This window comes from Streptomyces sp. SCSIO 75703 (genome assembly GCF_036607905.1).
Classification (GTDB): Bacteria; Actinomycetota; Actinomycetes; order Streptomycetales; family Streptomycetaceae; genus Streptomyces.
The window spans coordinates 6,438,331-6,463,124 of the sequence record NZ_CP144555.1 but is presented as its reverse complement, the minus strand read 5'-3'; the positions used below and the strand labels follow the sequence as shown (position 1 = coordinate 6,463,124).

General features: G+C 75.2%; 26 protein-coding genes. 14 read left to right on the top strand and 12 right to left on the bottom strand.

The features are described 5' to 3' along the window. Positions 1-24: 24 nt before the first annotated feature. The 3 genes from VM636_RS28435 to VM636_RS28425 all read right to left on the bottom strand — a co-directional run bounded on the left by VM636_RS28435 (position 25) and on the right by VM636_RS28425 (position 2,177). Positions 25-459: a hypothetical protein gene (locus tag VM636_RS28435; protein ID WP_030419228.1), complete on the bottom strand. Its 435-nt coding sequence runs from the start codon at positions 457-459 to the stop codon at positions 25-27. Positions 460-658: 199 nt separating this feature from the next. Continuing rightward, the gene (locus VM636_RS28430; RefSeq protein WP_030419227.1) at positions 659-1,558 is read right to left on the bottom strand and encodes a SigB/SigF/SigG family RNA polymerase sigma factor; all 900 of its coding nucleotides are present in this window, start codon (positions 1,556-1,558) and stop codon (positions 659-661) included. A 175-nt stretch (positions 1,559-1,733) separates the two neighbouring features. Further along, entirely contained in the window at positions 1,734-2,177 is a 444-nt protein-coding gene (locus tag VM636_RS28425) for an ATP-binding protein (protein ID WP_030419226.1), read from the bottom strand. A gap of 160 nt (positions 2,178-2,337) precedes the next feature. Between VM636_RS28425 and VM636_RS28420 the strand changes: the two genes are divergently transcribed. The 3 genes from VM636_RS28420 (at position 2,338) to VM636_RS28410 (ending at position 5,012) form a co-directional block, all read left to right on the top strand. Continuing rightward, the gene (locus tag VM636_RS28420) at positions 2,338-2,559 is read left to right on the top strand and encodes a hypothetical protein (protein ID WP_030419225.1); all 222 of its coding nucleotides are present in this window, start codon (positions 2,338-2,340) and stop codon (positions 2,557-2,559) included. Between the two features lie 152 nt (positions 2,560-2,711). Beyond that, entirely contained in the window at positions 2,712-4,193 is a 1,482-nt protein-coding gene (locus VM636_RS28415) for an ornithine decarboxylase (RefSeq protein WP_030419224.1), read from the top strand. A gap of 363 nt (positions 4,194-4,556) precedes the next feature. After that, on the top strand, positions 4,557-5,012 hold the full coding sequence (locus tag VM636_RS28410; protein ID WP_030419223.1) for a cyclic nucleotide-binding domain-containing protein: 456 nt from the start codon (positions 4,557-4,559) through the stop codon (positions 5,010-5,012). A gap of 4 nt (positions 5,013-5,016) precedes the next feature. Here the strand turns inward: VM636_RS28410 and VM636_RS28405 are convergent, their stop codons facing one another. Next, positions 5,017-6,318, bottom strand: coding sequence for an MFS transporter (locus tag VM636_RS28405; protein ID WP_030419222.1), 1,302 nt, complete (start codon positions 6,316-6,318; stop codon positions 5,017-5,019). Positions 6,319-6,454: 136 nt separating this feature from the next. After that, the gene (locus tag VM636_RS28400; protein ID WP_030419221.1) at positions 6,455-7,069 is read right to left on the bottom strand and encodes a LysE/ArgO family amino acid transporter; all 615 of its coding nucleotides are present in this window, start codon (positions 7,067-7,069) and stop codon (positions 6,455-6,457) included. Between the two features lie 69 nt (positions 7,070-7,138). On the opposite strand from VM636_RS28400, the gene VM636_RS28395 reads away from it, so the two are divergent. Continuing rightward, complete coding sequence (locus VM636_RS28395; RefSeq protein WP_030419220.1) at positions 7,139-8,041, top strand: LysR family transcriptional regulator ArgP; 903 nt, start codon at positions 7,139-7,141, stop codon at positions 8,039-8,041. Between the two features lie 27 nt (positions 8,042-8,068). Here VM636_RS28395 and VM636_RS28390 read toward each other — a convergent pair whose 3' ends face one another. After that, a complete protein-coding gene (locus tag VM636_RS28390) occupies positions 8,069-9,244 on the bottom strand; it encodes a serine hydrolase domain-containing protein (protein WP_030419219.1) in 1,176 nt (391 codons plus the stop codon). A gap of 195 nt (positions 9,245-9,439) precedes the next feature. Between VM636_RS28390 and VM636_RS28385 the strand changes: the two genes are divergently transcribed. Then, the gene (locus VM636_RS28385; RefSeq protein ID WP_030419218.1) at positions 9,440-9,793 is read left to right on the top strand and encodes a DUF488 family protein; all 354 of its coding nucleotides are present in this window, start codon (positions 9,440-9,442) and stop codon (positions 9,791-9,793) included. A gap of 11 nt (positions 9,794-9,804) precedes the next feature. On the opposite strand, the gene VM636_RS28380 is transcribed toward VM636_RS28385, so the two are convergent. Together VM636_RS28380 and VM636_RS28375 are read right to left on the bottom strand one after the other, a co-directional pair. After that, positions 9,805-11,478, bottom strand: a complete 1,674-nt coding sequence (locus VM636_RS28380; RefSeq protein WP_030419217.1) for an FAD-binding dehydrogenase — start codon at positions 11,476-11,478, stop codon at positions 9,805-9,807. A 98-nt stretch (positions 11,479-11,576) separates the two neighbouring features. Beyond that, positions 11,577-12,233, bottom strand: a complete 657-nt coding sequence (locus VM636_RS28375; RefSeq protein WP_030419216.1) for a TetR/AcrR family transcriptional regulator — start codon at positions 12,231-12,233, stop codon at positions 11,577-11,579. Positions 12,234-12,398: 165 nt separating this feature from the next. Between VM636_RS28375 and VM636_RS28370 the strand changes: the two genes are divergently transcribed. The 3 genes from VM636_RS28370 to VM636_RS28360 all read left to right on the top strand — a co-directional run bounded on the left by VM636_RS28370 (position 12,399) and on the right by VM636_RS28360 (position 15,257). Next, a complete protein-coding gene (locus tag VM636_RS28370; RefSeq protein ID WP_030419215.1) occupies positions 12,399-13,031 on the top strand; it encodes an alpha-ketoglutarate-dependent dioxygenase AlkB in 633 nt (210 codons plus the stop codon). A gap of 79 nt (positions 13,032-13,110) precedes the next feature. After that, complete coding sequence (locus tag VM636_RS28365; RefSeq protein ID WP_338485971.1) at positions 13,111-13,857, top strand: MBL fold metallo-hydrolase; 747 nt, start codon at positions 13,111-13,113, stop codon at positions 13,855-13,857. A gap of 92 nt (positions 13,858-13,949) precedes the next feature. Beyond that, positions 13,950-15,257 carry a DUF4032 domain-containing protein gene (locus tag VM636_RS28360; RefSeq protein ID WP_078962859.1) on the top strand — a complete coding sequence of 436 codons (1,308 nt, stop codon included), beginning with the start codon at positions 13,950-13,952 and terminating at the stop codon, positions 15,255-15,257. Positions 15,258-15,288: 31 nt separating this feature from the next. On the opposite strand, the gene VM636_RS28355 is transcribed toward VM636_RS28360, so the two are convergent. Continuing rightward, positions 15,289-16,161 (bottom strand): universal stress protein, encoded by an 873-nt coding sequence (locus VM636_RS28355; RefSeq protein ID WP_338485968.1) that lies wholly within the window; start codon positions 16,159-16,161, stop codon positions 15,289-15,291. 206 nt (positions 16,162-16,367) lie between these two features. Here VM636_RS28355 and VM636_RS28350 point away from each other — a divergent pair, with 206 nt between their 5' ends. From VM636_RS28350 to VM636_RS28325, 6 genes are all read left to right on the top strand, one after another. Next, positions 16,368-17,705, top strand: a complete 1,338-nt coding sequence (locus tag VM636_RS28350) for a CAP domain-containing protein (RefSeq protein WP_053914783.1) — start codon at positions 16,368-16,370, stop codon at positions 17,703-17,705. Between the two features lie 96 nt (positions 17,706-17,801). Then, positions 17,802-18,479 (top strand): AIM24 family protein, encoded by a 678-nt coding sequence (locus tag VM636_RS28345; protein WP_030419210.1) that lies wholly within the window; start codon positions 17,802-17,804, stop codon positions 18,477-18,479. Between the two features lie 107 nt (positions 18,480-18,586). Further along, the gene (locus VM636_RS28340; RefSeq protein WP_053914784.1) at positions 18,587-19,546 is read left to right on the top strand and encodes a threonine/serine dehydratase; all 960 of its coding nucleotides are present in this window, start codon (positions 18,587-18,589) and stop codon (positions 19,544-19,546) included. A 92-nt stretch (positions 19,547-19,638) separates the two neighbouring features. Then, positions 19,639-20,619, top strand: coding sequence for an LLM class F420-dependent oxidoreductase (locus tag VM636_RS28335; RefSeq protein WP_338485966.1), 981 nt, complete (start codon positions 19,639-19,641; stop codon positions 20,617-20,619). Positions 20,620-20,727: 108 nt separating this feature from the next. Next, complete coding sequence (locus VM636_RS28330; protein WP_030419207.1) at positions 20,728-21,153, top strand: SsgA family sporulation/cell division regulator; 426 nt, start codon at positions 20,728-20,730, stop codon at positions 21,151-21,153. Positions 21,154-21,244: 91 nt separating this feature from the next. Beyond that, positions 21,245-21,589 (top strand): hypothetical protein, encoded by a 345-nt coding sequence (locus VM636_RS28325; protein ID WP_053914786.1) that lies wholly within the window; start codon positions 21,245-21,247, stop codon positions 21,587-21,589. 27 nt (positions 21,590-21,616) lie between these two features. Here the strand turns inward: VM636_RS28325 and VM636_RS28320 are convergent, their stop codons facing one another. The 3 genes from VM636_RS28320 to VM636_RS28310 all read right to left on the bottom strand — a co-directional run bounded on the left by VM636_RS28320 (position 21,617) and on the right by VM636_RS28310 (position 24,765). Further along, positions 21,617-22,600, bottom strand: a complete 984-nt coding sequence (locus VM636_RS28320) for an aldo/keto reductase (RefSeq protein ID WP_030419205.1) — start codon at positions 22,598-22,600, stop codon at positions 21,617-21,619. Positions 22,601-22,696: 96 nt separating this feature from the next. Next, a complete protein-coding gene (locus VM636_RS28315; RefSeq protein ID WP_338485965.1) occupies positions 22,697-23,917 on the bottom strand; it encodes an FAD-dependent monooxygenase in 1,221 nt (406 codons plus the stop codon). Positions 23,918-24,063: 146 nt separating this feature from the next. Then, positions 24,064-24,765 (bottom strand): ribonuclease H, encoded by a 702-nt coding sequence (locus VM636_RS28310; protein WP_053914789.1) that lies wholly within the window; start codon positions 24,763-24,765, stop codon positions 24,064-24,066. Positions 24,766-24,794 lie beyond the last annotated feature (29 nt).

Here is a 24,794-nt window from a genome sequence, read left to right as displayed (position 1 = left end):
CGGGACGGGCCGGGGACCGGCGGGTCAGAAGTCGGTGGACAGTCCGCTGGCCTCGGCGATGCCGCGCAGTTCCTCGTTCTGGCGGTGGCGGTCCTTGAGGTAGTCGGCGATCTCGCCGAGGCGTTCGGGGTCGGCCGCGGTGGCGGCGTCGGTGACCACTCTGACCGGTCCGGTCTCGTCGGTGCTGATCTCGACGACCTCGTTGTCGAGCCGGCCGGTGACGGCGGTGGCGATGACCAGGGCGGCCTCGTCCCGTATCTCCTGGGGCAGGGTCTCGGCCCCGTCGCCGTCCAGCGAGAAGTCGATGGTCGGCATCTGGTGCTCGTCGATGGCCTGCAGCACGGGCTCCACGACGCTGAGCAGGAGCTGGTAGTCGGCGGTCTCCATGCGGATGCGCAGGAGGTCCAGATAGACGTCCACGGGACGTCCGTCCGGCGGAGGAATCTCGTGTTCGTTCATCCGTCCCGTGTTCCCCGTGGCGCGCGCCTCAGACCCCGCGCCCGCGTTCCGGCCCGACGGGAACCCGCGCGGGGGAAAGGCCCGCGGGGCGGGCGCGGGCGCGGCGGCGCGAAGCGGCCCGCGGCGGCGCCCGCCCCTGCGGGACCGCGCGGGCGTCATCGGGCCCCCGGCGGCCCGTCCGTCCGGGGGCGGTACGCCGTCAGGCCGTCGCGGAGCGGCCCGCCCCCGCTCGGCCGGCGCGCTGGCCCATCGCCTCGTCGCGCACCCGGGCGCAGCTCCGGCTGATCAGCCGCGAGACGTGCATCTGCGAGATGCCCAGGCGGTCCGCTATGCGGCTCTGCGTCATGTCCTCGAAGAAGCGCATGTAGAGGATGGCCCGCTCGCGCTCGGGCAGCCGGCGCAGCCCCTCCTTGGCGGACTCCCGGTCGATCACCACGTCGTACGAGGCGTCCGCCGAGCCGATCGTGTCCGCGAGGCTGTACCCGTCGTCGCCGTCGGACAGCTCGGCGTCCAGCGACAGGGTGCTGAAGCTCTCCAGCGCCTCCATCCCGGCGCTGACCTCGTCCTCGCTCAGCCCCGTGTGGGAGGCGAGCGCGGCGACCGAGGGCTCGGGGCTGCCGGGGCTCTGGGTGAGTTCCCGGCGGGCCACGCGCACCTTGTTGCGCAGTTCCTGCACCCGCCGGGGCACCCGCAGCGCCCACATGCGGTCCCGGAAGTGCCGCTTGACCTCGCCGGTGATGGTGGGCACGGCGTAGCTCTCGAAGGCACCCCGCTCCGGGTCGAAACGGTCGATGGCCTTGACCAGACCGAGGGCGGCCACCTGGCGCAGGTCCTCGATGGACTCGCCGCGGTCCCGGAAGCGTCCGGCGATGCGGTGGGCCATGGGGAGCCAGGCGGTGACCAGCTCGTCCCGGACCGCGTCACGCTCCGGTCCCTCCGGAAGTCCCGCGAGCCGGCCGAAGAGAGCCACCGTGTCGGGGGCGTCGTCGTGCCGGCGGCGCGTGGCGGACGGGGCGGAAGGGTCGGTGACGGTCCCGGGCTCGGTCCCGGACTGGGGGGAAGGGGATGCGGAACGAGTGGTGGGGGTTTCGATGAGCATGCGGATTCGCTCCTGAACGGTGGACTTCAGGGGACTGTCCGCGGGAACGGGCCTGCTCAGGACGCCCGGAGGGTCTACGCGGCCATACCGTTCCCGCTACTGCGCCTCCGGTCCGAAGCACGAGACTGCGACTGCCCCTGGGCCGCCGGACGAAACTTTGGACGGCGAAAAGTCCTCAGGACAGCGGAACGACGACGGTGATGCACTTGCCGCCGGCCGGAAGGTCTGCCACGCGCACCTCGCGCGCGAGCCGGCACACGATCGGCCAGCCCCTCCCGCCGAGCCGCCGGCGGCCCCGCGGACCGGCCCCTTCCACGACGACCGGCAGGGCGCTGCTGCGGTCGCTGACCGAGAGGCGCACGCCCGGTCCGACCACCTCGACGCGGAAGTCGGTGACGCCCCCGGCGTGCAGGATCGCGTTGGTGGTCAGTTCCGAGGCGACGAGCACGGCGTCCGAGAGGGCGCCCGCGTCGCACGGGGTGCGGCGGGCGTGACAGCACTCGGTGACCACGCGCTCCACGGTCCTGCGGGCCTCGGCGGGTCTGCGCGGCCGGGACCGGCGGCGCCGCTCGGCGCCGGGGTGGTGCGCGGCCGTTTCGGTGGGGTCGCTGTCGCTCATCGGTCGGCTCCCAGGTCGGTGGGGCGGTCCGGGTCCGGGCCGGGCCCGCGCCGCCGCGGGCCTGTCGTCTCCGGCTGACCGCGGCGGGCGGCGCCAAACCCGATGCCCTCCGTACGGCCCAACGGGCCTTCCGGCGGCCGAGCGGGGGTACGTGGAGGGCATGACGGATGTTGTGGACTCGGACGAACTGCTGCGCCGCCTGCACCGTGCGCGGGCCTGCGCCGTGGAACAGGAGCGGAACTGGCGGGAGCGGCGCGAGCAGTTGCGGGCGACCGATCCCGAGGCGGCCCGGGAGGCCGGGGTGCGGACCCTCGCGTACGAGGCGGTGCTGCGGGTGCTGGACGAGGTCGTCACCCCCGGCCGCCACGGCGGGCCGGCCTGAGAGGGCCCCGGTCCGGACGGGGGCCGGCGGCCTGTGCGCCCGCAGGGACCGGCCCGGGTGAGGCCGTGCCCGCGGGCCCGTGCGCACCGGTCCGTACGGCACCGCCCGCTCCGGCGGTGATTGACCGGGCCGATGCGGGGAACCGGGTCGGCATGGCGGTCGACCACACCCGTGCCCCGGTCCTGGAGGCCCTCGCCGACTACCGGCGCGAGGGACGCCTGTCGTTCACGCCGCCGGGACACAAGCAGGCGCGCGGCGCCGACCCGGCGGTGCGCGAGGTGCTGGGTGACGCCGTGTTCCTCGGCGACGTGCTGGCCACCGGCGGCCTGGACGACCGGCTCACCCGGGGGCGCGTGCTCCAGCGGGCTCAGGACCTGATGGCCGACGCGGTCGACGCCGAGCACACCTTCTTCTCCACCTGCGGCAGCTCCCTGTCCGTGAAGGCGGCCATGCTGGCGGTCGCCGGACCGCACGAGAAGCTGCTCATCGGCCGGGACGCCCACAAGTCGGTCGTGTCCGGTCTGGTCCTGTCCGGCGTGCAGCCGGTCTGGGTGGAGCCGAACTGGGACCCCGGGCGGCATCTGGCCCATCCCCCGTCGCCCGAGGCGTTCGAGCGGGCCTTCGCCGAGCACCCCGACGCCAAGGGGGCGCTGATCACCAGCCCCACGCCGTACGGGGCCGGGGCGGACCTGCGGTCCGTCGCCGAGGTCTGCCACCGGCGCTCGGTGCCGTTGATCGTCGACGAGGCGTGGGGCGCGCACCTGCCCTTCCATCCGGACCTGCCGTCCTGGGCGATGGACGCGGGCGCCGACATCTGCGTCACCAGCATCCACAAGATGGGCAGCGGGCTGGAGCAGGGTTCGGTCTTCCACCTGCGCGGTGATCTCGTCCGGCCGAAGCTGCTCGGCATGCGGGCGGACCTGCTCGGCACGACCAGCCCCTCGGCGCTGATCTTCGCGGGACTGGACGGCTGGCGCCGGCAGATGGCGCTGCGCGGCCGGGAGCTGATGGGCGCGGCGCTGGAGCTGGCGGCCGGGGTCCGGGCCGCCGTGGACGCCATCGCCGGGATGCGCGTCGAGGGCCGGGAGGACTTCTGCGGGCCGGGACGGGCCCACTCCTTCGATCCGCTGCCGGTCGTCATCGACCTGGAGGGGCTGGGTGTCTCCGGTTTCCAGGCGGCGGACTGGCTGCGCTCCGAGCGGGGCGTGGTGGCCCATCTGGCCGACCACCGCCGTATCGGCACCCAGCTCACCCACGGCGACGACCGGGAGACGGCGGAGGAACTGCTCGCCGCGCTGAAGGACCTGGCGCGGGCCGCCCCCTCCCTGGACCCGGCGCCGCCGGTGGCGGTGCCCTCCCCCGCCGAGCTGCGGATGGCGCAGGCCCGGCTGCCGCGGGACGCGTTCTTCGGGCCGGCCGAGGACGTGCCGCTGGACCGGGCCGCCGGGCGGATCGCCGCCGAGATGATCACCCCGTACCCGCCGGGCATCCCGGCGGTGCTGCCCGGGGAGCGGCTGACGGAGCCGGTGCTGCGGTACCTGCGCACCGGCCTGGACGCCGGGATGTACCTCCCGGACCCGGGCGACCCGTCCCTGGAGACGGTCCGGGTCACCGCCGAGGGCCTGGAGGGGTGACCATGCGGGCCGCCGCAGGACCGTCACGGACGGCGAGGGGCCGGTCCCCCTCCGGTGACGACCGGTGGTGGCCGAAGTGAAACAGGTCACGTGCCCTGGTTCCGGCTACAGGGAACCCTCACCAATGGTTTACCGTTCATCCATACGTGGCGACGGAGTCGACCCCCGCGTCCTCCGTACGTCACCGCAGACGGCCCTGGCTGGCTTCCCCCGTCCAGCCAGGGCTTTCTCCTGTCCGCGCGCACCCCCGCGAGGTCCGGCCCGCACACCCGCCCGCCGCCGAGGTGCCCGGCCGGTCGCGAGCGGCTGGAATGGGCGCAGGGAAAGCACCGGAACCGAGCCGTCGGCGAGGAGCCCCACGTCATGACCGAAGCGATCAAGCTGCTGTCCGCGCTTCCGCCGCCCCAGCGCGAACGCCTCATGGGACTGGCCAGGGAGGTGTCCTTCCCCGAGGACCACAGGATCTTCGAAGCGGGCGGGACGGCGGACCGCTTCTGGGTCATCCGCTCCGGGGCCGTCTCCCTCACCCAGGAGGTGACCCCCCTGCGGCGGGTCACCGTGGCGAGCCTCGGCTCCGGCGACCTGCTCGGCTGGTCCTGGCTCTTCCCGCCGTACGCCTGGGACTTCGGCGCCGAGGCGTTCAGCCCCGTGCGGGCCTACGAGTTCGACGCGACCTCGGTGCTCGCCCTGTGCGAGGCGGACCCGCAGCTCGGCATGGTGCTGGTGCGGAGCGTCGCCGAGATCCTCGCCCACCGGCTGGAGAACACCCGGGGCCGGCTCATGGAGCACTACGCGCTGCACGGCCGGGGCGTGCTGTGAGCGGTCAGACCCGGTAGCGGCGCAGGGCCGGCACGGCGGCGGCGAGGGCGAGCATCACGACGACCACGAGCAGCCCGCCTCCGGCGACCGCCTCGCGCGGCCCGTAGAGGGATCCGGCGCTGCCGTGCAGGACGTCGGCCAGGCGTGGACCGCCGGCCACGACCACCGTGAAGACGCCCTGCATGCGCCCGCGCATCTCGTCGGTCGCGGCGGAGAGCAGGATCGCGCCGCGGAAGACCATGGAGACCATGTCGGCCAGGCCCGCGAGGGCGAGGAAGGCCACCGCGAGCCACAGGCTGTCGCTGAGCCCGAAACCGGCGATGGCGGCGCCCCAGACGACCACCGCGCCGATCACCATCCAGCCGTGCCGGCGGGCCCGCGAGAACGTGCCGGAGAACAGACCGCCGGCCACGGCGCCGACGGGTATCGCCGCGAACAGCAGGCCCAGCGCCAGCCCCTCCCCGTAGGAGGGGTACGTCTCGGCGGCGAGCTGCGGGAACAGGGCCCGGGGCATGCCCAGGACCATGGCGACGATGTCGGCGAGGAAGGACAGGAGCAGCACCGTGTGCCCGGCGATGTAGCGGAACCCGGCCGCGATCTCGCGCAGGCCGGCGCGGCGGCGGCCTGCGGACGCCGTCAGCGGGGGCAGGGCGGGCAGCTTGTAGACGGCCCACACCGTGACGCACAGGGCGAGCGCGTCGAGGAGGTACAGCTCGGCGAGGCCGACGACCGGGATGAGCACGCCGGCCAGCAGCGGGCCGACGACCTGGCCGGTCTGCATGACGGTGGAGCCGAGCGCGTTGGCCGCGGGCAGTTCCTCCTCGGGCACCAGCCGCGCGATGGAGGCGTTGCGGGCGGGCGCGTTCAGCCCCCAGAACGCCTGCTGCACCGCGAGCAGCGCCATCAGGGTGCCGACCGACTCCAGTCCGACGGCGGCCTGCGCCCAGAAGAGCAGCGAGGTCACGGCGATGCCGGAGTTGGTGAGGAGCAGCAGCCTGCGGCGGTCCATGGTGTCGGCGATCGCGCCGCCCCACAGCGCGAACACGATCAGCGGCACCAGTCCGGCCATGCTCGCGGCGCCGACCCAGGCGGAGGAGCCGGTGATGTCGTAGACCTGTTTCGGCACGGCCACGGCGGTGAGCTGGCTGCCGACGGCCGTGACGATGGTCGACGACCAGAGCCGGCGGTAGGCGGGGCGGCGCAGGGGCCGGGTGTCCATGGCCCAGCGGCGCCAGCCGCGCGGGCGGGCCGGTTCCGGGGCGGGGTGCTGTTCCCGCGGCGGAGTGCTGCTCTCGCTCGTGTCCACGCGCTTCCTACGTGCTCGATACAACGGTCGGCTGCGGGGATCACTATCGCAGCTCCCGCCCGGGGCCCGGGAGGCCGCCCGCACCGTGGAACGCCGGGCCCGGCGCCCCGCCCGGCCCGAGGCACGCGCGATCCGCTCAGGCGCCGGCGATCAGCGTCACGCCGAGCACGATCATGGTGACGGCGACGAGGGCGTCCACCACCCGCCAGGCGGCCGGCCGCGCCAGGACGGCGCCGAGCCGGCGGGCGCCGAAGCCGAGCGCGGCGAACCAGCACAGGCTGGCGCAGGCGGCGCCGATCCCGAAGGCCCAGCGCAGCGGGCCCCGGTCGGCGGCCACCGAGCCCAGCAGGAACACGGTGTCGAGGTAGACATGCGGGTTGAGCCAGGTCAGGGCGAGGCAGGTGAGCACCGCCCGGCGGCGCGACCCGGCCGCCTCCCCCTCCGCCCGCAGCGCCCCCGCCGGCCGCAGCACGCGCCGCGCGGCCATCGCCCCGTAGGCGAGGAGGAAGGCGCCGCCGGTCCAGCCGACGACGGTCAGCACAGCCGGCCAGGCCACCACCACGGCACCGACGCCGGCGACGCCGAGGCCGATGAGGACGGCGTCGGACAGGGCGCAGATGACGACGACGGCGAGGACGGCGTCGCGGCGGATGCCCTGGCGCAGCACGAAGGCGTTCTGGGCACCGATGGCGACGATGAGCGAGAGTCCGGTGCCGAAGCCTGCGGCCGCGGTGGTCAGGGCGTTGGTCATGATCTCGACGCTACGGCGCCGATCACCGTGCGTACAGCTAAAGATTCTTACGTATCCTTAGCCTTCGTGATGACGACGGTGCTCGCGGGACTCCCGCTGGATCAGGTGCGGACGCTGCTGGCCGTGGTGGACGAGGGCACGTTCGACGCGGCGGCCACCGCGCTCCACGTGACACCGTCCGCGGTGAGCCAGCGGGTGAAGGCGCTGGAGAAGCGCGCCGGCCGGGTGCTGCTGACGCGCACCAAGCCGGTGCGGCCCACGGAGTCCGGCGAGGTGCTGGTGCGCCTGGCCCGTCAGGTGACGCGGCTGGAGCGGGACGCCGCGGCCGAGTTGGGGCTGAGCGGCGCCGGGGAGCCGACGCGCGTCTCCGTCGCCGTCAACGCCGACTCCCTCGCCGTCTGGTTCCTCCAGGCGCTGACGCGGGTGCCGCCGGAGGCGGGACTCTGCTTCGAACTGCGCCGGGAGGACGAGGGACACACCGCGGCCCTGCTGCGGGAGGGCGCGGTGATGGCGGCAGTGACGTCCTCGCCGGACCCGGTGCCGGGGTGCTCGGTGCGCGCGCTGGGCCGGATGCGCTATCTGCCCTGCGCCTCGCCCGGCTTCGCGGCCCGGTACCTGGACGGCCCGCCGGCCGAGGTGATCGCGGGGGCGCCGGTGGTGGTCTTCGACCGGCGCGACGACTTCCAGGACGCCTTCGCCCGCCGTCTGGGCCACCCCTCCGCGAGCCGCGCCCGGCACCACGTGCCCACCTCGGAGGGTTTCGTGGCGGCGGTCGTGGCCGGCCTGGGCTGGGGCATGGTCCCCGAACCCCAGGCCGCCCCCTTCCTCCGCTCCGGCCGCCTCGTGGACTTCGCCCCCTCCCTGGCCACCGACGTCACCCTGCACTGGCAGCAGTGGCGCCTCGACTCCCCCGCCCTCGCCACTCTCGCCGAAGCGGTCACCCGGACGGCCACCGAGACCCTCCGCCCCTGACGCCCCGCCCGGACGGCGACGCCACGGTCACGCGCCGTCGCACAGCGCCCGGTCGACCAGCTCGCGCAGGGCCCGCTCCTGGCGGGCCTCGGCGCGGGGGTCCGCGGAGCGGCTGTGGGCGGAGACGGTGAGGGAGCGGCGGCCGTCGGGGGTCGTCGCCGCCCGGACCACGTAGCCGAAGCCGTTGCCTCCGTGTCCGAGGTAGCCGCCGCCGCAGGACAGCGGGGTGCGGAAGAGGCCGAGGCCGTCCTCGGTGCCTTCCGGGTGTCCGCTGTCCCCGCCGACGGGGACCATCGTCAGCAGGGCGGCCTGTTCGGCGGGCTTCAGCAGCCGTCCGGCGGCGAGGGCGCCGAGGAAGCGGTTGAGGTCGCGGGCCGTGCCGGTCATCGAGCCGTCGGCACCGCTGTCGAAGGGGCGGTAGGGGATCGTGGTGTCGACCATCGGGCCGCCCGCCGTGAACTGCTGGTGGTCACGGGCGTGCGGACGCGGCAGGAAGGGGCGGGTGCCGGGCGTGTCGGTGTCCCGCAGGCCGAGGGGGCGCAGGACGCGCTCGTGGACCTGCCGCTCCCAGGTGTCGCCCGTGACCTCTTCGATGATCATCCCGGCCAGTACGTAGTTCGTGTTGGAGTAGGCCCAGCCGGTCCCCGCCGGGAAGGCGGGCTCGTGGCGCAGGGCCAGGGCGACCAGTTCCGCCGGCGCGTACGCCTGCCACCGGTGGGCGAAGTAGGTCCGGGCGGTGGGCTCGGGGAACACGTCGCCGACGTAGTCCGGCAGGCCGCTGGTGTGCCCCAGCAGGTCGCGGACGGTGATGGTCCGGCCGTCGTTGCCCGCTCCCGTCACGACGCCGGGCAGCAGGTCCTCCACGCTCTGGTCGAGGCCGACGCGCCGCTCGCCCACGAGTTGCAGGAGGACGGTGGCGACGAACGTCTTGGTGGTGCTGCCCAGCCGCAGGAACCCGTCCGCCGGGACCGGGCGGCGGGTGACCGGGTCGGCGACTCCGGCGCGGGCGGTGACCGTTCCGCGCGGGGTGTCGAGGCGGACCGCCACCCCGGTGACCCCGGCGGCGTGCAGCGCGTCGGCGCCCTGTTGCAGGGTCCGGGCCCCGGGGACGGGGCGAGGCGCGGCCGAGGCCGTGGTGGAGGGCAGACAGGCGAGGGCCAGGGCCGACAGCGCGGCCGGCCACCGTAAACGGCGAAGGATCATGGTCCGAGGCTAGGGAGGACGCGAACCGGCGGCCATCCGGCGGGCCCCCGTCGTGAAGGGGGGCCCGCCGCATGGACGGCACGCCGCCGGGCACCCGCCCCCGCAGCGCCCGAACAGACCCCGTCGCGGGGTGTCCTGCGGGGCCCGGCCGTAGGGTCGCGGGGAGCGGGGGCGTGGTGTGGAAGGGAGTGTGCCGTGGGTGTTCGTGTGCGTCGGATCTACGATTCGCCCGAGCCGGAGGACGGGGTGCGGGTGCTCGTGGACCGGCTGTGGCCCCGGGGCATGGCGAAGGACGCGGCCCGCGTCGACGAGTGGCCCAAGGGCCTCACCCCGTCGTCCGAGCTGCGCCGCTGGTACCACGCCGGTGAGGGCTCCTACGAGGAGTTCGCGCGCCGCTACGAGGCCGAACTGACCGAGCCCGAGGCGGCGCGGCTCGTGGACCACCTGCGGGAGCTGGTGCGCTCGGGCGACGTGACGCTGCTGACGGCGTCCAAGTCGCCCGAGCGCAGCCAGGCGTCGGTGTTGCGCGGGGTCCTCGACGGCGGCTGAGCCCCGCGGCGTCAGGCCGTCTGGCGGGCCGCCGCCCGGCCCGCCGCGCGGCCCGAGAAGAGGCAGCCGCCCAGGAACGTGCCCTCCAGCGCGTTGTACCCGTGCACCCCGCCGCCGCCGAACCCGGCCGCCTCCCCCGCCGCGTACAGCCCCTCGACGGGCGTGCCGTCGGCGCCCAGGGCGCGGGAGTCCAGGTCGGTCTGGATGCCGCCGAGGGTCTTGCGGGTGAGGACGTGCAGCTTGACCCCGACGAGCGGGCCGGCCTCCGGGTCGAGGACGCGGTGCGGGGACGCCACCCGTCCCAGGCGGTCGCCGAGGTAGCGGCGGGCGTTGTGGATGCCCTGCACCTGGGCGTCCTTGGCGTAGGGGTTGGCCATCTGGAGGTCGCGGGCCTCGATCTGACGGCGGATCGGGGCCGGGTCGAGGAGCGGCCGTTCGGTCAGCCCGTTCATCCGGTCGACGAGGGTCTCCAGGTCGGGCGCGGTCACGAAGTCGGCCCCGCGGCGCAGGAACGCCTCCACCGGGGCCGGCGCGCCCTTGCCGAGCAGCCGGCCGCGCAGCACCCCGGCGCGGTCCTTCGCGGTGATGTCCGGGTTCTGTTCGGAGCCGGAGAGCGCGAACTCCTTCTCGACGATCTTCCGGGTGAGGATGAACCACGAGTGGTCGTGGCCGGCCAGGTCCGGCGCGGTGCGCAGGTGGCGCAGCGTGCCGAGGGTGTCGTACCCGGGCAGGTACGGCTCGGGCAGGCGGCGGCCGAGCGCGTCGAACCACAGGGGCGACGGCCCGGGCAGGATGCGGATGCCGTGGCCGGGCCAGATCGGGTCCCAGTTGCGCACCCCCTCGGTGTAGTGCCACATGCGGTCGCGGTTGACCAGGCGCGCGCCCGCGGTCTCACTGATGCCGAGCATCCGGCCGTCGACGTAGGCGGGGACGCCGGTGACCATCTCGGCGGGCGGGGTGCCGAGCCGCGCGGGCCAGTGCCGGCGCACGGTGTCGTGGTCGGCGCCGATACCGCCGGAGGCGACCACGACGGCCTGGGCGCGCAGCTCGAACCCGCCCACCGCCTCCCGGCCGGAGGCGACCCCGCGGGGCGAGGGGTCCGCGGCCAGGAGCGTGCCGCGCACCCCCCGCACCGCGCCGCCCTCGACGACGAGCGCGTCGACGCGGTGCCGGTGGCGGAAGGTGAGCAGCCCCTCGCGGGCCGCCTCCCGGGCGTGGCGGACGAAGGGTTCGACGACGCCGGTCCCGGTGCCCCAGGCGATGTGGAAGCGGGGCACCGAGTTGCCGTGCCCGCCCGCGCCGAGGTCGCCGCGCTCCGCCCAGCCGACGGTGGGCAGGAAGGTGATCCCGTGCCCGGCCAGCCAGGACCGCTTCTCCCCCGCCGCGAACTCGACGTAGGCCCGTGCCCAGCGCACCGCCCAGGAGTCCTCGTCCTCGGTGCGGTCGAAGGCGGCGCTGCCCTGCCAGTCGCTCCAGGCCAGCGCGAAGGAGTCCCGGACGCCGAGGCGGCGCTGCTCGGGCGAGTCGACGAGGAAGAGCCCGCCGAAGGACCAGAACGCCTGGCCGCCGAGGTTGGCGGCGTTCTCCTGGTCGACGAGGACGACCTTGCGGCCGCGGCTGGTCAGCTCGTGGGCCGCGACCAGTCCCGCGAGTCCCGCTCCGACCACGATGACGTCGGCGTCCATGGCGCCCGTCCCTTCCTTGGCATCGGCGAATCGACATGTCGCTGTACCGCTGTGCCGCCCTCCCGGGTGGCGCCGTGCCGCCCTCCCGGCGCGTCGGCTCAGCGGGTTCCGGCCTCCTCCGGGCCCCCGGCGCCGGTGAGCAGCGCCGTGAGGAGCCGGCGCAGCCAGGCACGGGCGTGCCCGGTGTCCCGGTCCAGGAGGAGCTGGGTGGTCACCCCGTCGTAGGCGGCGACCACGGCGTGCGCGGCGCCGTCGGCGTCGCCGAGGACGGCGGGGAGCGGGAGGCGGTCGCGGGCCCGGTCGAGCCGGCCGGCGATCGCCCGCCGCAGCCGCGCCCGGTGTTCCAGGAGGGTGCGGGCGACGTCCGGGTCGCGGGCGGCGTGCACCAGGAAGTCGGTCTTGACCAGCAGCCAGTCCCGGTCCAGGAGCAGCACCTCGGTGACGCGGTCCGCGGCGGTGGCCACGTCCAGGTCGGGCCCGTCGACGGCGAGCGCGCCGGCCACCTGCTCGGCGATGAGGCCGGCGCGCTCCCGGTAGAGGGCGAAGAAAAGCTGGTCGAGGCTGTCGAAGTTGGAGTAGAAGGCGCCGCGGCTGTAGCCGGCGGCGGCGCAGATCTCCTCGATGGACACGCGCCCGAAGCCCTTCGCGGCGAAGACGCCGAAGGCGGCGGACAGCAGGTCGGCGCGGGTGCGGGCGCGGCGCCGGGTGACCCGGGGGGCCGGCGCCGCCGCGTCCGCGCGCTCGCCTCCGTCCACGGGGCACCTCCTCGTCCGTGTGCCGGTCACGCCCGCGGCCTGACCGGTACGCGAATGTATCCGATGCGCCGGCGTATCGGGAACACCCGTGACGCGGACACCCGGCGGGACGCCCCCGGGACCCCTTTATAGAACACCCATTCGATCCAGGAGTACGCTGGACGCATGGCCACGCACCACCTCCAGGGATCGCTCTTCGACCAGACGGACGAGATCCGGCTCGGCCCGCTCGACGGGATCACCCGCACCCCGCTCGCCTCCGGGGCCTGGATCGACGTCCTGCCCGGCTGGCTGAGCGGGGCCGACGCCCTCTTCGAACGACTCGCCGCCGACGTGCCGTGGCGCGCGGAGCGGCGCGCCATGTACGACCAGGTCGTCGACGTGCCCCGGCTGCTCGCCTTCTACGGGACGGACGACCCGCTCCCCCACCCCGTCCTGGACAAGGCACGCGACGCGCTGTCCGCCCACTACGCCGGCGAACTGGGCGAGCCCTTCCGCACCGCCGGCCTGTGCCACTACCGGGACGGCCGGGACAGCGTCGCCTGGCACGGCGACCGGATCGGACGCGGCGCCCGGCAGGACACGATGGTCGCCATCCTCTCCGTCGGCGCCGCGCGGGACCTGCTGCTGCGCCCGCTGCGCGGCGGCGGGACGACGGTGCGCCGGCCGCTCGGCCACGGCGACCTGATCGTGATGGGCGGCTCCTGCCAGCGCACCTGGGAGCACTGCGTCCCCAAGAGCACCCGGGCGGCGGGCCCCCGCATCAGCGTCCAGTTCCGGCCGTACGGCGTACGGTGACGCCGAGGGCGCGCGGCGCCGGCCCCCGGTCTGGTTGACTGACTCCCCTCGAAGCGGCGCCTGGAGCACGGGGAGAGCGATGCGCGCGGACGTACGACAGGTCGCGGACGGCACCTACCTGGTGCACCGCAGGGACGTCAACTGGGTCATCGTCACCGAGGGCGACGCGGTGACCCTCGTCGACACGGGCTACCCCGGGGACCGGCAGGCGCTGCTGGACTCCCTGGCCGCCGTGGGCAGTGCGCCGGAGGCGGTGGCGGCGGTACTGGTCACCCACGCCCACGCCGACCACCTGGGCTCCGCCGCGCACCTCCGCGCCGTCCACGGCACGCCCGTCCTGCTGCACGAGGCCGAGGTCCCGCACGCCCGGGGCGACTTCCTCCAGCAGATCACCGTCCCCACGGTGCTCCGCAACCTCTGGCGGCCCGGTGTGCCGCCCTGGGCGGTGCGCGTGCTCCGCTCCGGCGGCACACGCCGGGTCCCGGTGGCGGACCCGGCGCCCTTCCCCGCCGAGGGCGCGCTCGACCTGCCCGGCCGCCCCGTGCCGGTGCCCACCCCCGGGCACACCGACGGCCACTGCGCCTACCACCTGCCCGGGGCCGGCGTGCTGATCTCCGGTGACGCGCTGATCAGCGGCCACGCGACCTCCCGGCTGCGCGGGCCCCAGATGCTGCCCGACATGTTCCACCACGAGCGTGCCCGCGCCCTCGCCTCGCTGGACCGCCTCGCGGACGTCGACGCCGACGTGCTCCTCCCCGGGCACGGGCCGGCGCACCACGGCCCGGTGAAGGACGCCGTGCGCCGCGCACGGGAACGGGCGCGGTAGCGCGGCCCGTACCGCGGCCCCGGGCCCCCCTCCCTGATCCGGCGTGATCCCAACGAAAGGCCCTGGCAGCGAAAGGCCCTAGAGTCGGGGCCATGGCCTTGCAGATCAGTGCCACCAACCCCGAACACCCCGCGCTGCTGCTCCGGCTGCCCTGGCACCTGCCGCTCGAGGAGTGGCCGCCGGAGCACTTGGTGCCGCTGCCGCGCGGCATCTCCCGCCACGTGGTGCGCTACGCCCGCGCCGGCGACGAGGTCGTCGCCGTCAAGGAACTCGCCGAGCGGCCCGCCCTGCGCGAGTACCGGCTGCTGCGCGACCTGGACCGGATCGGCATCCCCGCCGTGGACGCGCTCGGCGTGGTCACCGGCCGCACCGACGACGCGGGCCGGCCGCTGGAACCGGTGCTGATCACCCGTCACCTGGGCGGCTCTATGCCCTACCGGTCCATGTTCGAGACGACGCTGCGTCCGGCCACCATGCACCGGCTGATGGACGCCCTGGCCGTGCTGCTGGTGCGGCTGCACCTCTCCGGGTTCGCCTGGGGCGACTGCTCCCTGTCCAACACGCTCTTCCGGCGCGACGCGGGCGCGTACGCCGCCTACCTCGTCGACGCCGAGACCGGGGAGCTGCACCCCCGCCTCAGCGAGGGCCAGCGCGCCTACGACCTGGACCTCGCGCGGGTCAACATCAGCGGCGAACTGCTCGACCTGGAGGCTTCCGGGGCACTGCACCCCTCCGTCGACCCGGTGGGCTTCGGCACCGAGATCTGCGTGCGCTACGAGCGGCTGTGGGAGGAGCTGACCCGCACCTCGGTGTACCCGGCGGGCAAGCACCACTACATGGAACGCCGCATCCGGCGTCTCAACGACCTCGGTTTCGACGTGGCCGAGATGCAGATCGAGCGCGCCCCGCACGGCGACACGGTCACCTTCGTGCCCAAGGTGGTCGACGCGGGCCACCACCAGCGCCAACTGCTGCGGCTGACGGGGCTGGACACCGAGGAGAACCAGGCGCGGCGGCTGCTGAACGACCTGGAGTCCTGGATGGCCACCCAGGACGACCACGCACCGCCCGGCGCCGCCCGGGGCGCCCGGCCGGAGGTCCTCGCCCACCGCTGGGTGCGCGAGGTCTTCCGGCCGACCGTGCGGGCCGTGCCGCCCGAGCTGCGCGGCACCATGGACGCGGCCGAGGTCTACCACGAACTGCTGGAGCACCGCTGGCAGCTCTCCGAGCGGGCCGGCCGGGACATCGGCCTGGAGACGGCCGTCGCCGACTACGTCGCGCACCTCCCGCCGGAGGCCGCCGCCGTCCCGGGCCAGGCGGGCGAACCGCACGGCTCCGGCCCCGGACCGGCGGCCGGCCCCACGACCGGGCGGCCCACGGCGGACCGTCCCCAGGGCTGACCGCCCCGGGCCGGGGCCGCGCCGGCCGCGCTCAGGCGTGCGGGACCACCGCCACCGGGCAGGGCGCGTGGTGCAGCACCCCGTGCGCCACGGAGCCGATCCGCGCGCCGACGGCCGTACGCCGCGCCCGGCGTCCGACCACCACCAACTGCGCGCCGTCGGCCACCGACAGCAGCACCTGCCCGGCGCTGCCCATCTCCACGTGCTCGACCACGGGGACCTCGGGGAACCGCTTCCGCCACGGCTCCAGCGCCTCGGACAGCGCCGTCCGCTCGTACGGCTCCAGGCCGCCCGCCTCGTCGAGCAGTCTCATCGACCCCGGGCTGTAGGCGAACACCGGCGGCAGCGTCCACGCCCGCACCGCGCGGACGGTGGCGCCCCGCGCCGCGGCGGCCTCGAAGGCGAAGCCGAGCGCGTCGGCGCTGTCCTGCGGCTCCCCCTGCTGGCCGACGACGACCTCACGCCCCCCGGCCTCGGCGTCGGCCCGGTCGCCGGCCCGGACGAGGACCACGGGCCGCTCGCTGCCGGCGATCACCTGGCGGCCGACGGAACCGAGCAGGAAGCCGACGAGGGCACCGTGCCCGCGCGAGCCGAGCACCAGCGTGCCGGCCGCGGCGGCCTCCTCCAGCAGCACGGCGGGGGCGTCGCCCTCGCGCACCCCGGTGTCGGTCCGCAGGTTCGGGTGGCGTTCGGCGACGGTACGCACCGCGGCCGCCACGCTCTCGCGCACCCACCGCTCCTGGGCCGCGCGGTCCCCGGCGTCCACGCCCTGCCGCGTCTGGAAGTGCCAGGCGTGCACCACCCGCAGCGGCGCGTCCCGGCGGACCGCCTCCCTCGCCGCCCAGGCCAGCGCGGCCAGGCTCTCGTCGGTTCCGTCCACCCCGGCGGTGATCGGGCGCGTCATCGGTTCCCTCCCTGTCGTCGCATCATGTCCATCGGGGCCAGTCTTCACCACCCGCGCCGCCCCGCCGCGCACCGGGAGCCCGCACCGGCCGCGGACGGGTGCGGCGCGGACGGGAACCCGGCCCGGCCGGCGGACGTTCACACGGCACACCCCCACCGCGGCGCCCCACCGCAGCAGCGACGACGACCACGAACGAGGGCGGCACTATGAGCGAGTTGGCAGCCGGTGGCAATCTGACGGTGCCGGACGGGCCCCTGGAGGTGCGGGTGCCCGGCGCGTTCGACATCTCGGCGCTCGTGACGGACGACGGCGGCAAGGTGGCGGGCGACGAGGACTTCGTCCTCTCCAACCAGCCGGCCGCGCCCGGTGTCCGGCTGCGGGGGGACACGCTCACCCTGGATCCCGCCGGGCTGCGGCCCGGCGCCACGCGGGTCACCGTCGCCGTCACCTCCGCCGACCCCGGCACCCCGCTCGCGGCCCTCCCCTCCCCCGCCCTGCGCGTGAGCGGCCCCGGCGGAGCGCGGGTGGCCCGGTTCACGCCGCCGGACGCGGGTGCGGAGACGGTGCTGCTGCTCGCGGAGTTCTACCGGCGCGGCGACCGGTGGAAGCTGCGCGCGCTCGGCCAGGGGTACGCCGACGGACTCGCCGGGCTCGCCCGGGACTTCGGCGTCGACGTCGGCGACGACGCGGAGCCCGCCGCCGGCGCCCCGCCGCCGGCCCCGGCCGGGCCCACCCCCACCGTCACGGCCACCGCCACGGTCGTCGACGCGGACCCCGACGGTTTCCTCCCCCTCGTCAACGCGGCTCGGGCCGCGGCCGGTTCGCCGCCCGTCACGCCCGACGCCCGGCTGGCCTCGGCGGCGCGGGCGCACGTGGAGGCGATGGCCGGGGCGGACGCGCTCGCCGTCGAGAGCCGCGACGGCGTCTCGGTCCACCAGCGCGTCGTCGCCGCCGGGTACGCGTACCTCACGGTCGGCGAGCACCTGGTCCTCGGCCCGCGCACCGCCGCCGAGTTCGTCGGCTCCTGCCGGGAGAGCGAGGGCGCCCGCCGCACCCTGGGCGAGCCCGCCTTCACCCACGCCGGGTGGGCCCGCGCCATCGGGCCCTCGGGCGGCACCTACTGGACGGTGCTGTGGGCGGTGCCGCTGACGCCGGACGGGCTGGACCGCGCCACGGCCGAGGTCGTCGCGCTCACCAACCGGGAGCGGTCGGCGGCCGGACTGCGCCCGCTCGCCCCCGATCCCCGGCTCACGGCCGCCGCGCGGGCACACAGCACGGCCATGGCCGAACGCGACTTCTACTCCCACACCGGTCCGGACGGGGACGGGCCCCGGGACCGCGCCGCCGCCGCGGGCGCCGCGCACCGCGCCGTCGGCGAGAACATCGCCTGCGGGCAGCGCACCGCCTCCGCCGTCGTGGAAGGGTGGATGAACAGCCCCGGGCACCGCGCCAACATCCTGAGCGGCGACTTCACCCACATCGGCGCCGGTCTGGCCGGCGGCGGGCGGGCCGCCACGTACTGGACCCAGCTCTTCGGCGGCTGACCGCGCCACGCCCCACTCGGCACGAGAACGGAAGCAGCCGCTCGAAAATGGGCACGGATCTTGGCAGAACCGGACCATCCAGGTCAGGATGCCCGCATGAAGGGTGACCTGTTTTCCAGCCGGCACATGGTCCATCCGGCCACCGCGCCGGGCATGACCGTCGAGAACCCCAAGTGCGTGCGGTACGTCGTGAACGGCGAGATGCTCGCCCGCCAGGGCGCGATGATCGCCTACCGCGGGGGCCTCCAGTTCGAGCGCAAGGGCCAGGGCGTGGGCGGCATGCTCAAGCGGGCGGTCACCGGGGAGGGGCTGCCGCTGATGACGGTGCGCGGCCAGGGCGAGGCGTGGTTCGCGCACGAGGCGCACAACTGCTTCATCGTGGAGCTGGAGCCGGGCGACGAGTTCACCGTCAACGGCCGCAACGTGCTGTGCTTCGACCCGTCGCTGTCGTACCGCATCTCCACCGTCAAGGGCGTGGGGATCGTCGGCGGCGGGCTGTTCAACAGCGTCTTCACCGGGCACGGCAAGCTCGGCCTGGTCTGCGAGGGCGACCCGCTGGTGATCCCGGTGTCCCACCAGTACCCGGTCTACGTCGACACCGACGCGGTGGTGGGCTGGTCGGCGGGGCTCGCGACGTCCCTGCACCGTTCGCAGTCCGTCGGCTCGATGCTGCGCGGCGGTTCCGGGGAGGTCGTGCAGCTCGTCCTGCAGGGCGAGGGCTTCGTCGTCGTGCGGCCGAGCGAGGCGACGCCACAGAAGCCGCAGCAGCACTGAGTCCACGCGCGGCGCCCGGCCCCGGATCCGCTGTTGACCTGGGGCGGTGCCGCGCGAAAGGCTGCCCCGGGGCGCGGAACACCGCCCGTGCCGGAAGGAAGACTGCCTTGATCGGGATCACCGGGATCGAAGCCGCGGCGGAGCGGATCGCCGGACATGTTCTACGCACCCCGACCGTGCCGAGCCCGGGCCTGTCCGCGCTGCTCGGGGTCCCCGTCACCGCCAAGCTGGAACTGCTCCAGCGCACCGGGTCGTTCAAGGCGCGCGGGGCGGTCGCGAAGCTGCTGACGCTCACGGAGGCCGAGCGGGCCGCCGGGGTCGTGGCGGTCAGCGGCGGCAACCACGGCATCGCCGTGGCCGTCATGGCCGCGGCGCTGGACGTGAAGGCCACCGTGGTCATGCCCCGCTCGGCGCCGGCCCGTTCCGTCGGCATCGCCGAGGAGGCGGGGGCCGCGGTGCGCCTGACCGACGGCATGGACGGCGCGTTCGCGCTGGTGGACCGGTTGCGGGAGGAGGGGCTGACCCTGGTCCACCCCTTCGACGACCCGGTGGTGATCGCCGGGCAGGGCACCGTGGGGCTGGAGTTCGCCGAGGACGCCGGCGAGCTGACCGACGTCCTGGTCAGCATCGGGGGCGGCGGCCTGATCGCCGGGGTGGCGGCGGCGCTGCGCGCCCGGCGGCCCGGGGTGCGGATCTGGGGGGTGGAGACCGAGGGCGCCGAGTCGATGTCCCGGGCGCTGGCGGCGGGCGGTCCGACGCCGGTGGAGCTGTCGTCGATCGTCACCACGCTCAGCGCGCCGGCCGTGTCGCGGCTGACGTACGGGATGGTGTCGGAGCTGGTCACGGAGGTGCTGGTGGTGCCGGACCGGGAGGCGGTCGCGGGATCGCTGGAGTTCGCGGAGCACGCCAAGCTGTGGACCGAGCCGGCCGCCGGGTGCCTGCTGCCCGCGGCGCGGCGCGTGGCCGAGCGGGTCGGGGAGGGCGCCCGGATCGGGCTGGTGGTGTGCGGGGGCAATGCGCAGGTCGCCGACGTGGCCGCCTGGACGGACCGCTTCGGCCTGCGCTGACGCCGGGCGGCCGGGCCGGACCCGGCACCGCCGCGTCCGCGCCTGCGGGCGGCCGTCGTTTCCGGGCGGCCGGGGCGGGGACTCGGCGGTGCATGGTGCGAATCGGATACACGATGATGACCGAGCACGCCGGTCCCCGGGAACTCGTGGACCAGGTGGTGGGGGCCGAGGAGGCCGGATTCGACTTCTCGGTCACCTCGGACCACTACTTCCCCTGGCTGCGCTCGCAGGGGCACGCGCCCTACGCCTGGAGCGTGCTGGGCGCCGCCGCCCAGGCCACGTCGCGCATCCCGCTGATGACCTACGTGACGTGCCCGACGTTCCGCTACCACCCGGCGGTGGTCGCGCAGAAGGCGGCGACCCTCCAGTTGCTGTCCCGGGGCCGCTTCCGGCTGGGCCTGGGCGCGGGCGAGAACCTCAACGAACACGTGGTCGGCGGCGGCTGGCCCTCCGTCGACGTGCGGCACGAGATGCTGCGCGAGGCCGTGCGGATCATCCGCGCGCTCTTCGAGGGCGGCCACGTCAACCACCGCGGCGAGCACTTCGACGTGGAGTCGGCCCGGCTCTGGGACCTGCCGGACACCCCGCCGCCGATCGGTGTCGCCGTCTCCGGCGAGCAGTCCTGCGCGCTGGCCGGCGAACTCGCCGACCTGGTCATCGCGACCGAGCCCCGGCCGGACCTCCTCGCCGCCTTCGACCGGCACGGCGGCACCGGCAAGCCGCGCGTCGGCCAGCTCCCCGTCTGCTACGACCCGGACCGGGAGGCGGCGATCGCCCGCGCGCACGACCAGTTCCGCTGGTTCGGCAGCGGCTGGAAGGTCAACGCGGAGCTTCCGCACCCGGACGCGTTCGCGGCGGCGACCCGGTTCGTCACGCCCGAGGACGTGGCCGCGTCGATCCCCTGCGGAGACGACCCCGCCGCCTTCGTGGAGGCCGTGCGCCCGTACGCGGAGGCCGGGTTCACCGAGATCGCGCTGGTGCAGATCGGCGGGGAGTCGCAGCCGGCCTTCCTGGACTGGTCGCGCACGACCCTGCTGCCCGCGGTGCGCGCCGCGCTGGGCGAGGGCTCCTGACACCGCCCGTGCCGGGGGGAATCACCCGGTTGCGTGAGCATCGGGCGGTCGGACGGGGTACCAGCCGCCGTGTGTCCGACCGCACCCGTTCCCCGGAGGTCTCCCCTCGTGAACTCCCCCGTGCGCACCACCCTGGTCGTGCAGCTCCAGGCGGGCGACAGTGAACGTTTCCCGGTCCTCGCCCACCTGGGCTACGACGCCGCCGACCCGTTCGCGCTGACCGTGGTCTTCGCCCACCACGGCCGGGTGCTCGCGCGGTGGACGCTGGACCGGGAGATGGTCGCCGAGGCGCTGTTGCGGCCGGTCGGCGTCGGTGACGTGCGGATGCGGCCGCAGTCGCGGGGGCTGTGGGAGGAACTGTGCCTGGAGTTCCTCGGCGACACCCGTCCCGGCGGGGAACGGCACCGGGCCGTGGTGTACGTCTGGGCGGCGCCCCTCGCCGCGTTCCTGCGGGAGACGCACGCGGTGGTACGTCCCGGGGAGGAGGAGGTCCGCCTCGACGACTTCCTCGCCCAGGTCATGGCCGAGGGCTGACGGCCCGGCGCGGGGCCGTCATGGTTTGGGCCCCGTGGGCGGGGGTTACACGGGGCGGGACCAGGCAGCGGCCGTAGGAGGTTGGAGCGGGATGACCGGCACTCAGCTCACCGTCACCCTCAGCGGGGGCGGCGTCGACGACGCGCGGGCGGTCGTCCGCGCCCTGGAGGCCGCCTTCGGGGCGGCGGACGGCCCGCCCGCGGACGACGGCGCCACGGTGCGCACCGCCACCTTCGCCGCGGGGGCGGCGGGGCGCGAGTCGCCCGGGCCGCGGGCGGCCGGGCGGCTGTCCGCGCCCGTGACCGTCACGGTGCAGGGCACCCCGCACGCCGTCGACACGGCGAGCGAGACGCTGGCCCGCGCCTTCACCGCGCGGGACGAGGGTGCCGCCTCCGGCGACCAGGAGCGGGAGAGGCAGTTGCTCCTGGTGCCGTGAGGCGGTGGCCCCGGGGCGGGGCGCCGGTCACCAGCGGTGCTCGACCTGTTCCCTGACACGCCGGTCGTAGAGGTCGCGGACGGCGTCCAGGGTCCGCGCGGACAGCTCCGGCAGCCGGGCGGCCCGCGTGTTGGCGCGGGCCTGCTCGGGTGAGCGGGCGCCGGGGATCACGGTGGTGACACCGGGCTGCTGCACGATCCAGCGCAGTGCGAGCTGGGCCGGGGTGTAGCCCTCGGGGGCGAGGGCGGCGAACTCGGCGGCGGCCTCCACCCCGGTGGCGAAGTCGACGCCGGAGAAGGTCTCGCCCTGGTCGAACGCCTCGCCGTGCCGGTTGAACGAGCGGTGGTCGTTGGCGGCGAAGACGGTGTCCGCGGTGTACTTGCCGCTCAGCAGCCCCGAGGCCAGCGGCACCCGGGCGATGATGCCGACGCCGGCCTCCCGGGCCGCCGGCAGGACCTCGCGCAGCGGCTTCATCCGGAACGGGTTGAGGATGATCTGCACGCTGGCCACGTTCGGCCGGGCGATGGCGGCCAGTGCCTCGGCGCAGGTCTCGACGCTGACGCCGTAGGCGGCGATCCGCTCCTCCTCGACGAGGGTGTCGAGGGCGTCGAACACCTCGTCGCTGGAGTAGACGGGGGTCGGCGGGCAGTGGAGCTGCACGAGGTCGAGGACGTCGACGCCGAGGTTGCGCCGGGAGCGGTCGTTCCACTCGCGGAAGTTGTCCAGTACGTAGTTCTGCGGGACCTGCTCGACCCGGCGGCCCATCTTGGTGGCGACCAGCACGTGCAGGTCGGGCCGGCCCCGCAGGAAGGCGGCGATGGTCCGCTCGCTGCGGCCGTCGCCGTAGACGTCGGCCGTGTCGAAGAAGGTCACCCCCGATTCGGCGGCGGCCTCCAGCACCGCGAGGGCCTGCTTGTCGTCGACGTCCCCCCAGTCGGCGCCCAGTTGCCAGGTGCCGAGGCCGATCACGGAGGCGTGCTGATCCGACCTGTCGAAAGTGCGCTCGTCCATGCGGGCCAGTCTGTCATCCCCGACGGCCCCGTCACCCCGCGGTGGGATGACGCGGGGTGACGACGTGCTGGGACACCGTTCGGCGGCCGGGAGGGGCTACCGGCGGTGGGTCAGGGCGCGGGACTGCACCGTACGCGCCACCCGGGGGCCCAGCCAGCGCTTGGCCCGCCGCAGGGGCTCCAGCCGTCCGGCGGCGCGGTCCAGCCGGTAGTACAGCCGGGGCGGGACGTACGGCAGCAGGGGCGAGTGACGCTGGCCGAGCAGGGCGAACATCTCGTGCGGCGGCAGCCCCAGATAGCGCGGCAGGTTCTCGTACCAGCGGGCGCTGTAGCGGGCCGCGCTCTGCACCGGGAGGAGGGCGGCCTTGCGCTCGCGTTCGTAGGCGCCGAGGGCGGCCGGCAGGCCGGTGTCGGCGCGCAGGGCGCCGGCCAGGGAGATGGCGTCCTCCAGGGCGAGGGTGGTGCCGGCGCCGATGGAGTAGTGCGTGGTGTGGGCGGCGTCGCCGAGCAGGACGAGGTTGTCCTTGGACCAGGTGCGGTTGGTGAGGGTCCGGAAGGTGAGCCAGGGGGCGGGCGGGGCGGTGGCGGTGGGCCGTGCGGTGAGCGGGTGGCCGTCCAGGACGCCGGCGAAGAGCTTCTCCAGCAGGATCAGGCCCTCGGCCTCGTCGGCCCGGTCCAGTCCGAGGCCGGTCCAGGTCTCGGGGGCGCACTCGACGACACAGGTGCTGCCCTCGGGTCCGTAGCCGTAGCCGTAGGCCCAGATCCAGCCGTGGTCGGTGTCGGCGAAGGCGAAGGTGAAGGCGTCGAAGACCTTCGGGGTGCCGAGCCAGGCGTAGTGGTTGCGGCCGGCCCGGATCTCGGTGCCGAAGTGGCCGGCGTACCGGGTGCGCAGCGCGCTGCGCACCCCGTCGGCGGCCACCACGAGGTCGGCGCCGGGCAGGTCGTCGCCGGTGACCTCGTGGCCGAACTCCAGGCGGACGCCGAGCGCGCGGGCGCGGGCGGCGAGGACGTCCAGCAGGCGGTGGCGGCCGATGCCGAAGCCCTCGTCGCCGCGGTGCCGGGTGGTCAGGTCGCGGACGTGGGCGACGCCGTCGCGCCACCGTACGGAGTGTTCCTCGACGGCGCGGGCGGACTCCGGGTCGTGTTCGTGGAGCCGGTCGAGGAGCCCGCGCCAGTAGGTCACGCCCCAGCCGTAGGTGCAGCCCTCCGGGTTGCGCTCGAGGACGGTGACGTCGTGGGACGGGTCCTGGAGCTTGAGCAGGATCGAGAGATACAGGCCGGCGGGCCCGCCGCCGACGCAGACGACCTTCACACACACCCCTGAATACGCTCAAAACGGTCATTTGATGACGCAGGACCGCAGAGTAGCAGTCAAGGGGTGGGGCGCCGGTGCGCCGGGGCAGCGCGATTCGCCCCCGCCCGGCAGCGGGGCGGGGCCGGAGGTGGAGCGGGCTCCGTCGTCGGCTACGGCTGTGCCGCGGCCACCGTGCGGCACTCCGGGTGGCCCCAGCCCCGGTCGTTCTTGGCGATGGTCTCGCCGGCCGCGTACGAGCGGCCGCAGACGCAGCGGCCGGGGAACTTCGCCTTCAGGGTGCGTGAGGAGGAGCCGTCGCCCTTGCCCGCGGGCTTGCGGCGCGGGGCCTTGCGCGCGGCGGGCACGTCCGGTGCCGCCGGGGGCTCGGGCGAGCCGAGCGCGCTGCCGGCCTCCTCCTGGGCGGTGGCCGCCTGACTGGCGGCACGGTCGGCGAAGTCGTTGAGGGGGTCGCCGTCGACCTGGTGGGCGGGGACGTAGCGGAACTCGACCGCGCGGCCGTCGAGCAGCCGGTCGATGCGCACGACCAGCTCCTGGTTGGCGACCGGCTTGCCGGCGGCCGTCTTCCAGCCGTTGCGCTTCCAGCCGGGAAGCCAGGTGGTGACGGCCTTCATGGCGTACTGGGAGTCCATCCGGACCTCCAGCGGCACCTCGGGGTCGGTCGACTCCAGCAGGCGTTCCAGGGCGGTGAGTTCGGCGACGTTGTTGGTGGTCCGGCCGAGCGGCCCCGCCTCCCAGCGGACCGGAGCCTGGGAGGCGTCGGCGACGACCCAGGCCCAGCCGGCCGGTCCCGGGTTTCCCTTCGAAGCGCCGTCGCACGCGGCCACCACACGTTCACGCATGGGACCGATCATGCCACGGCGTGGCGGGCACTCGGACCGCG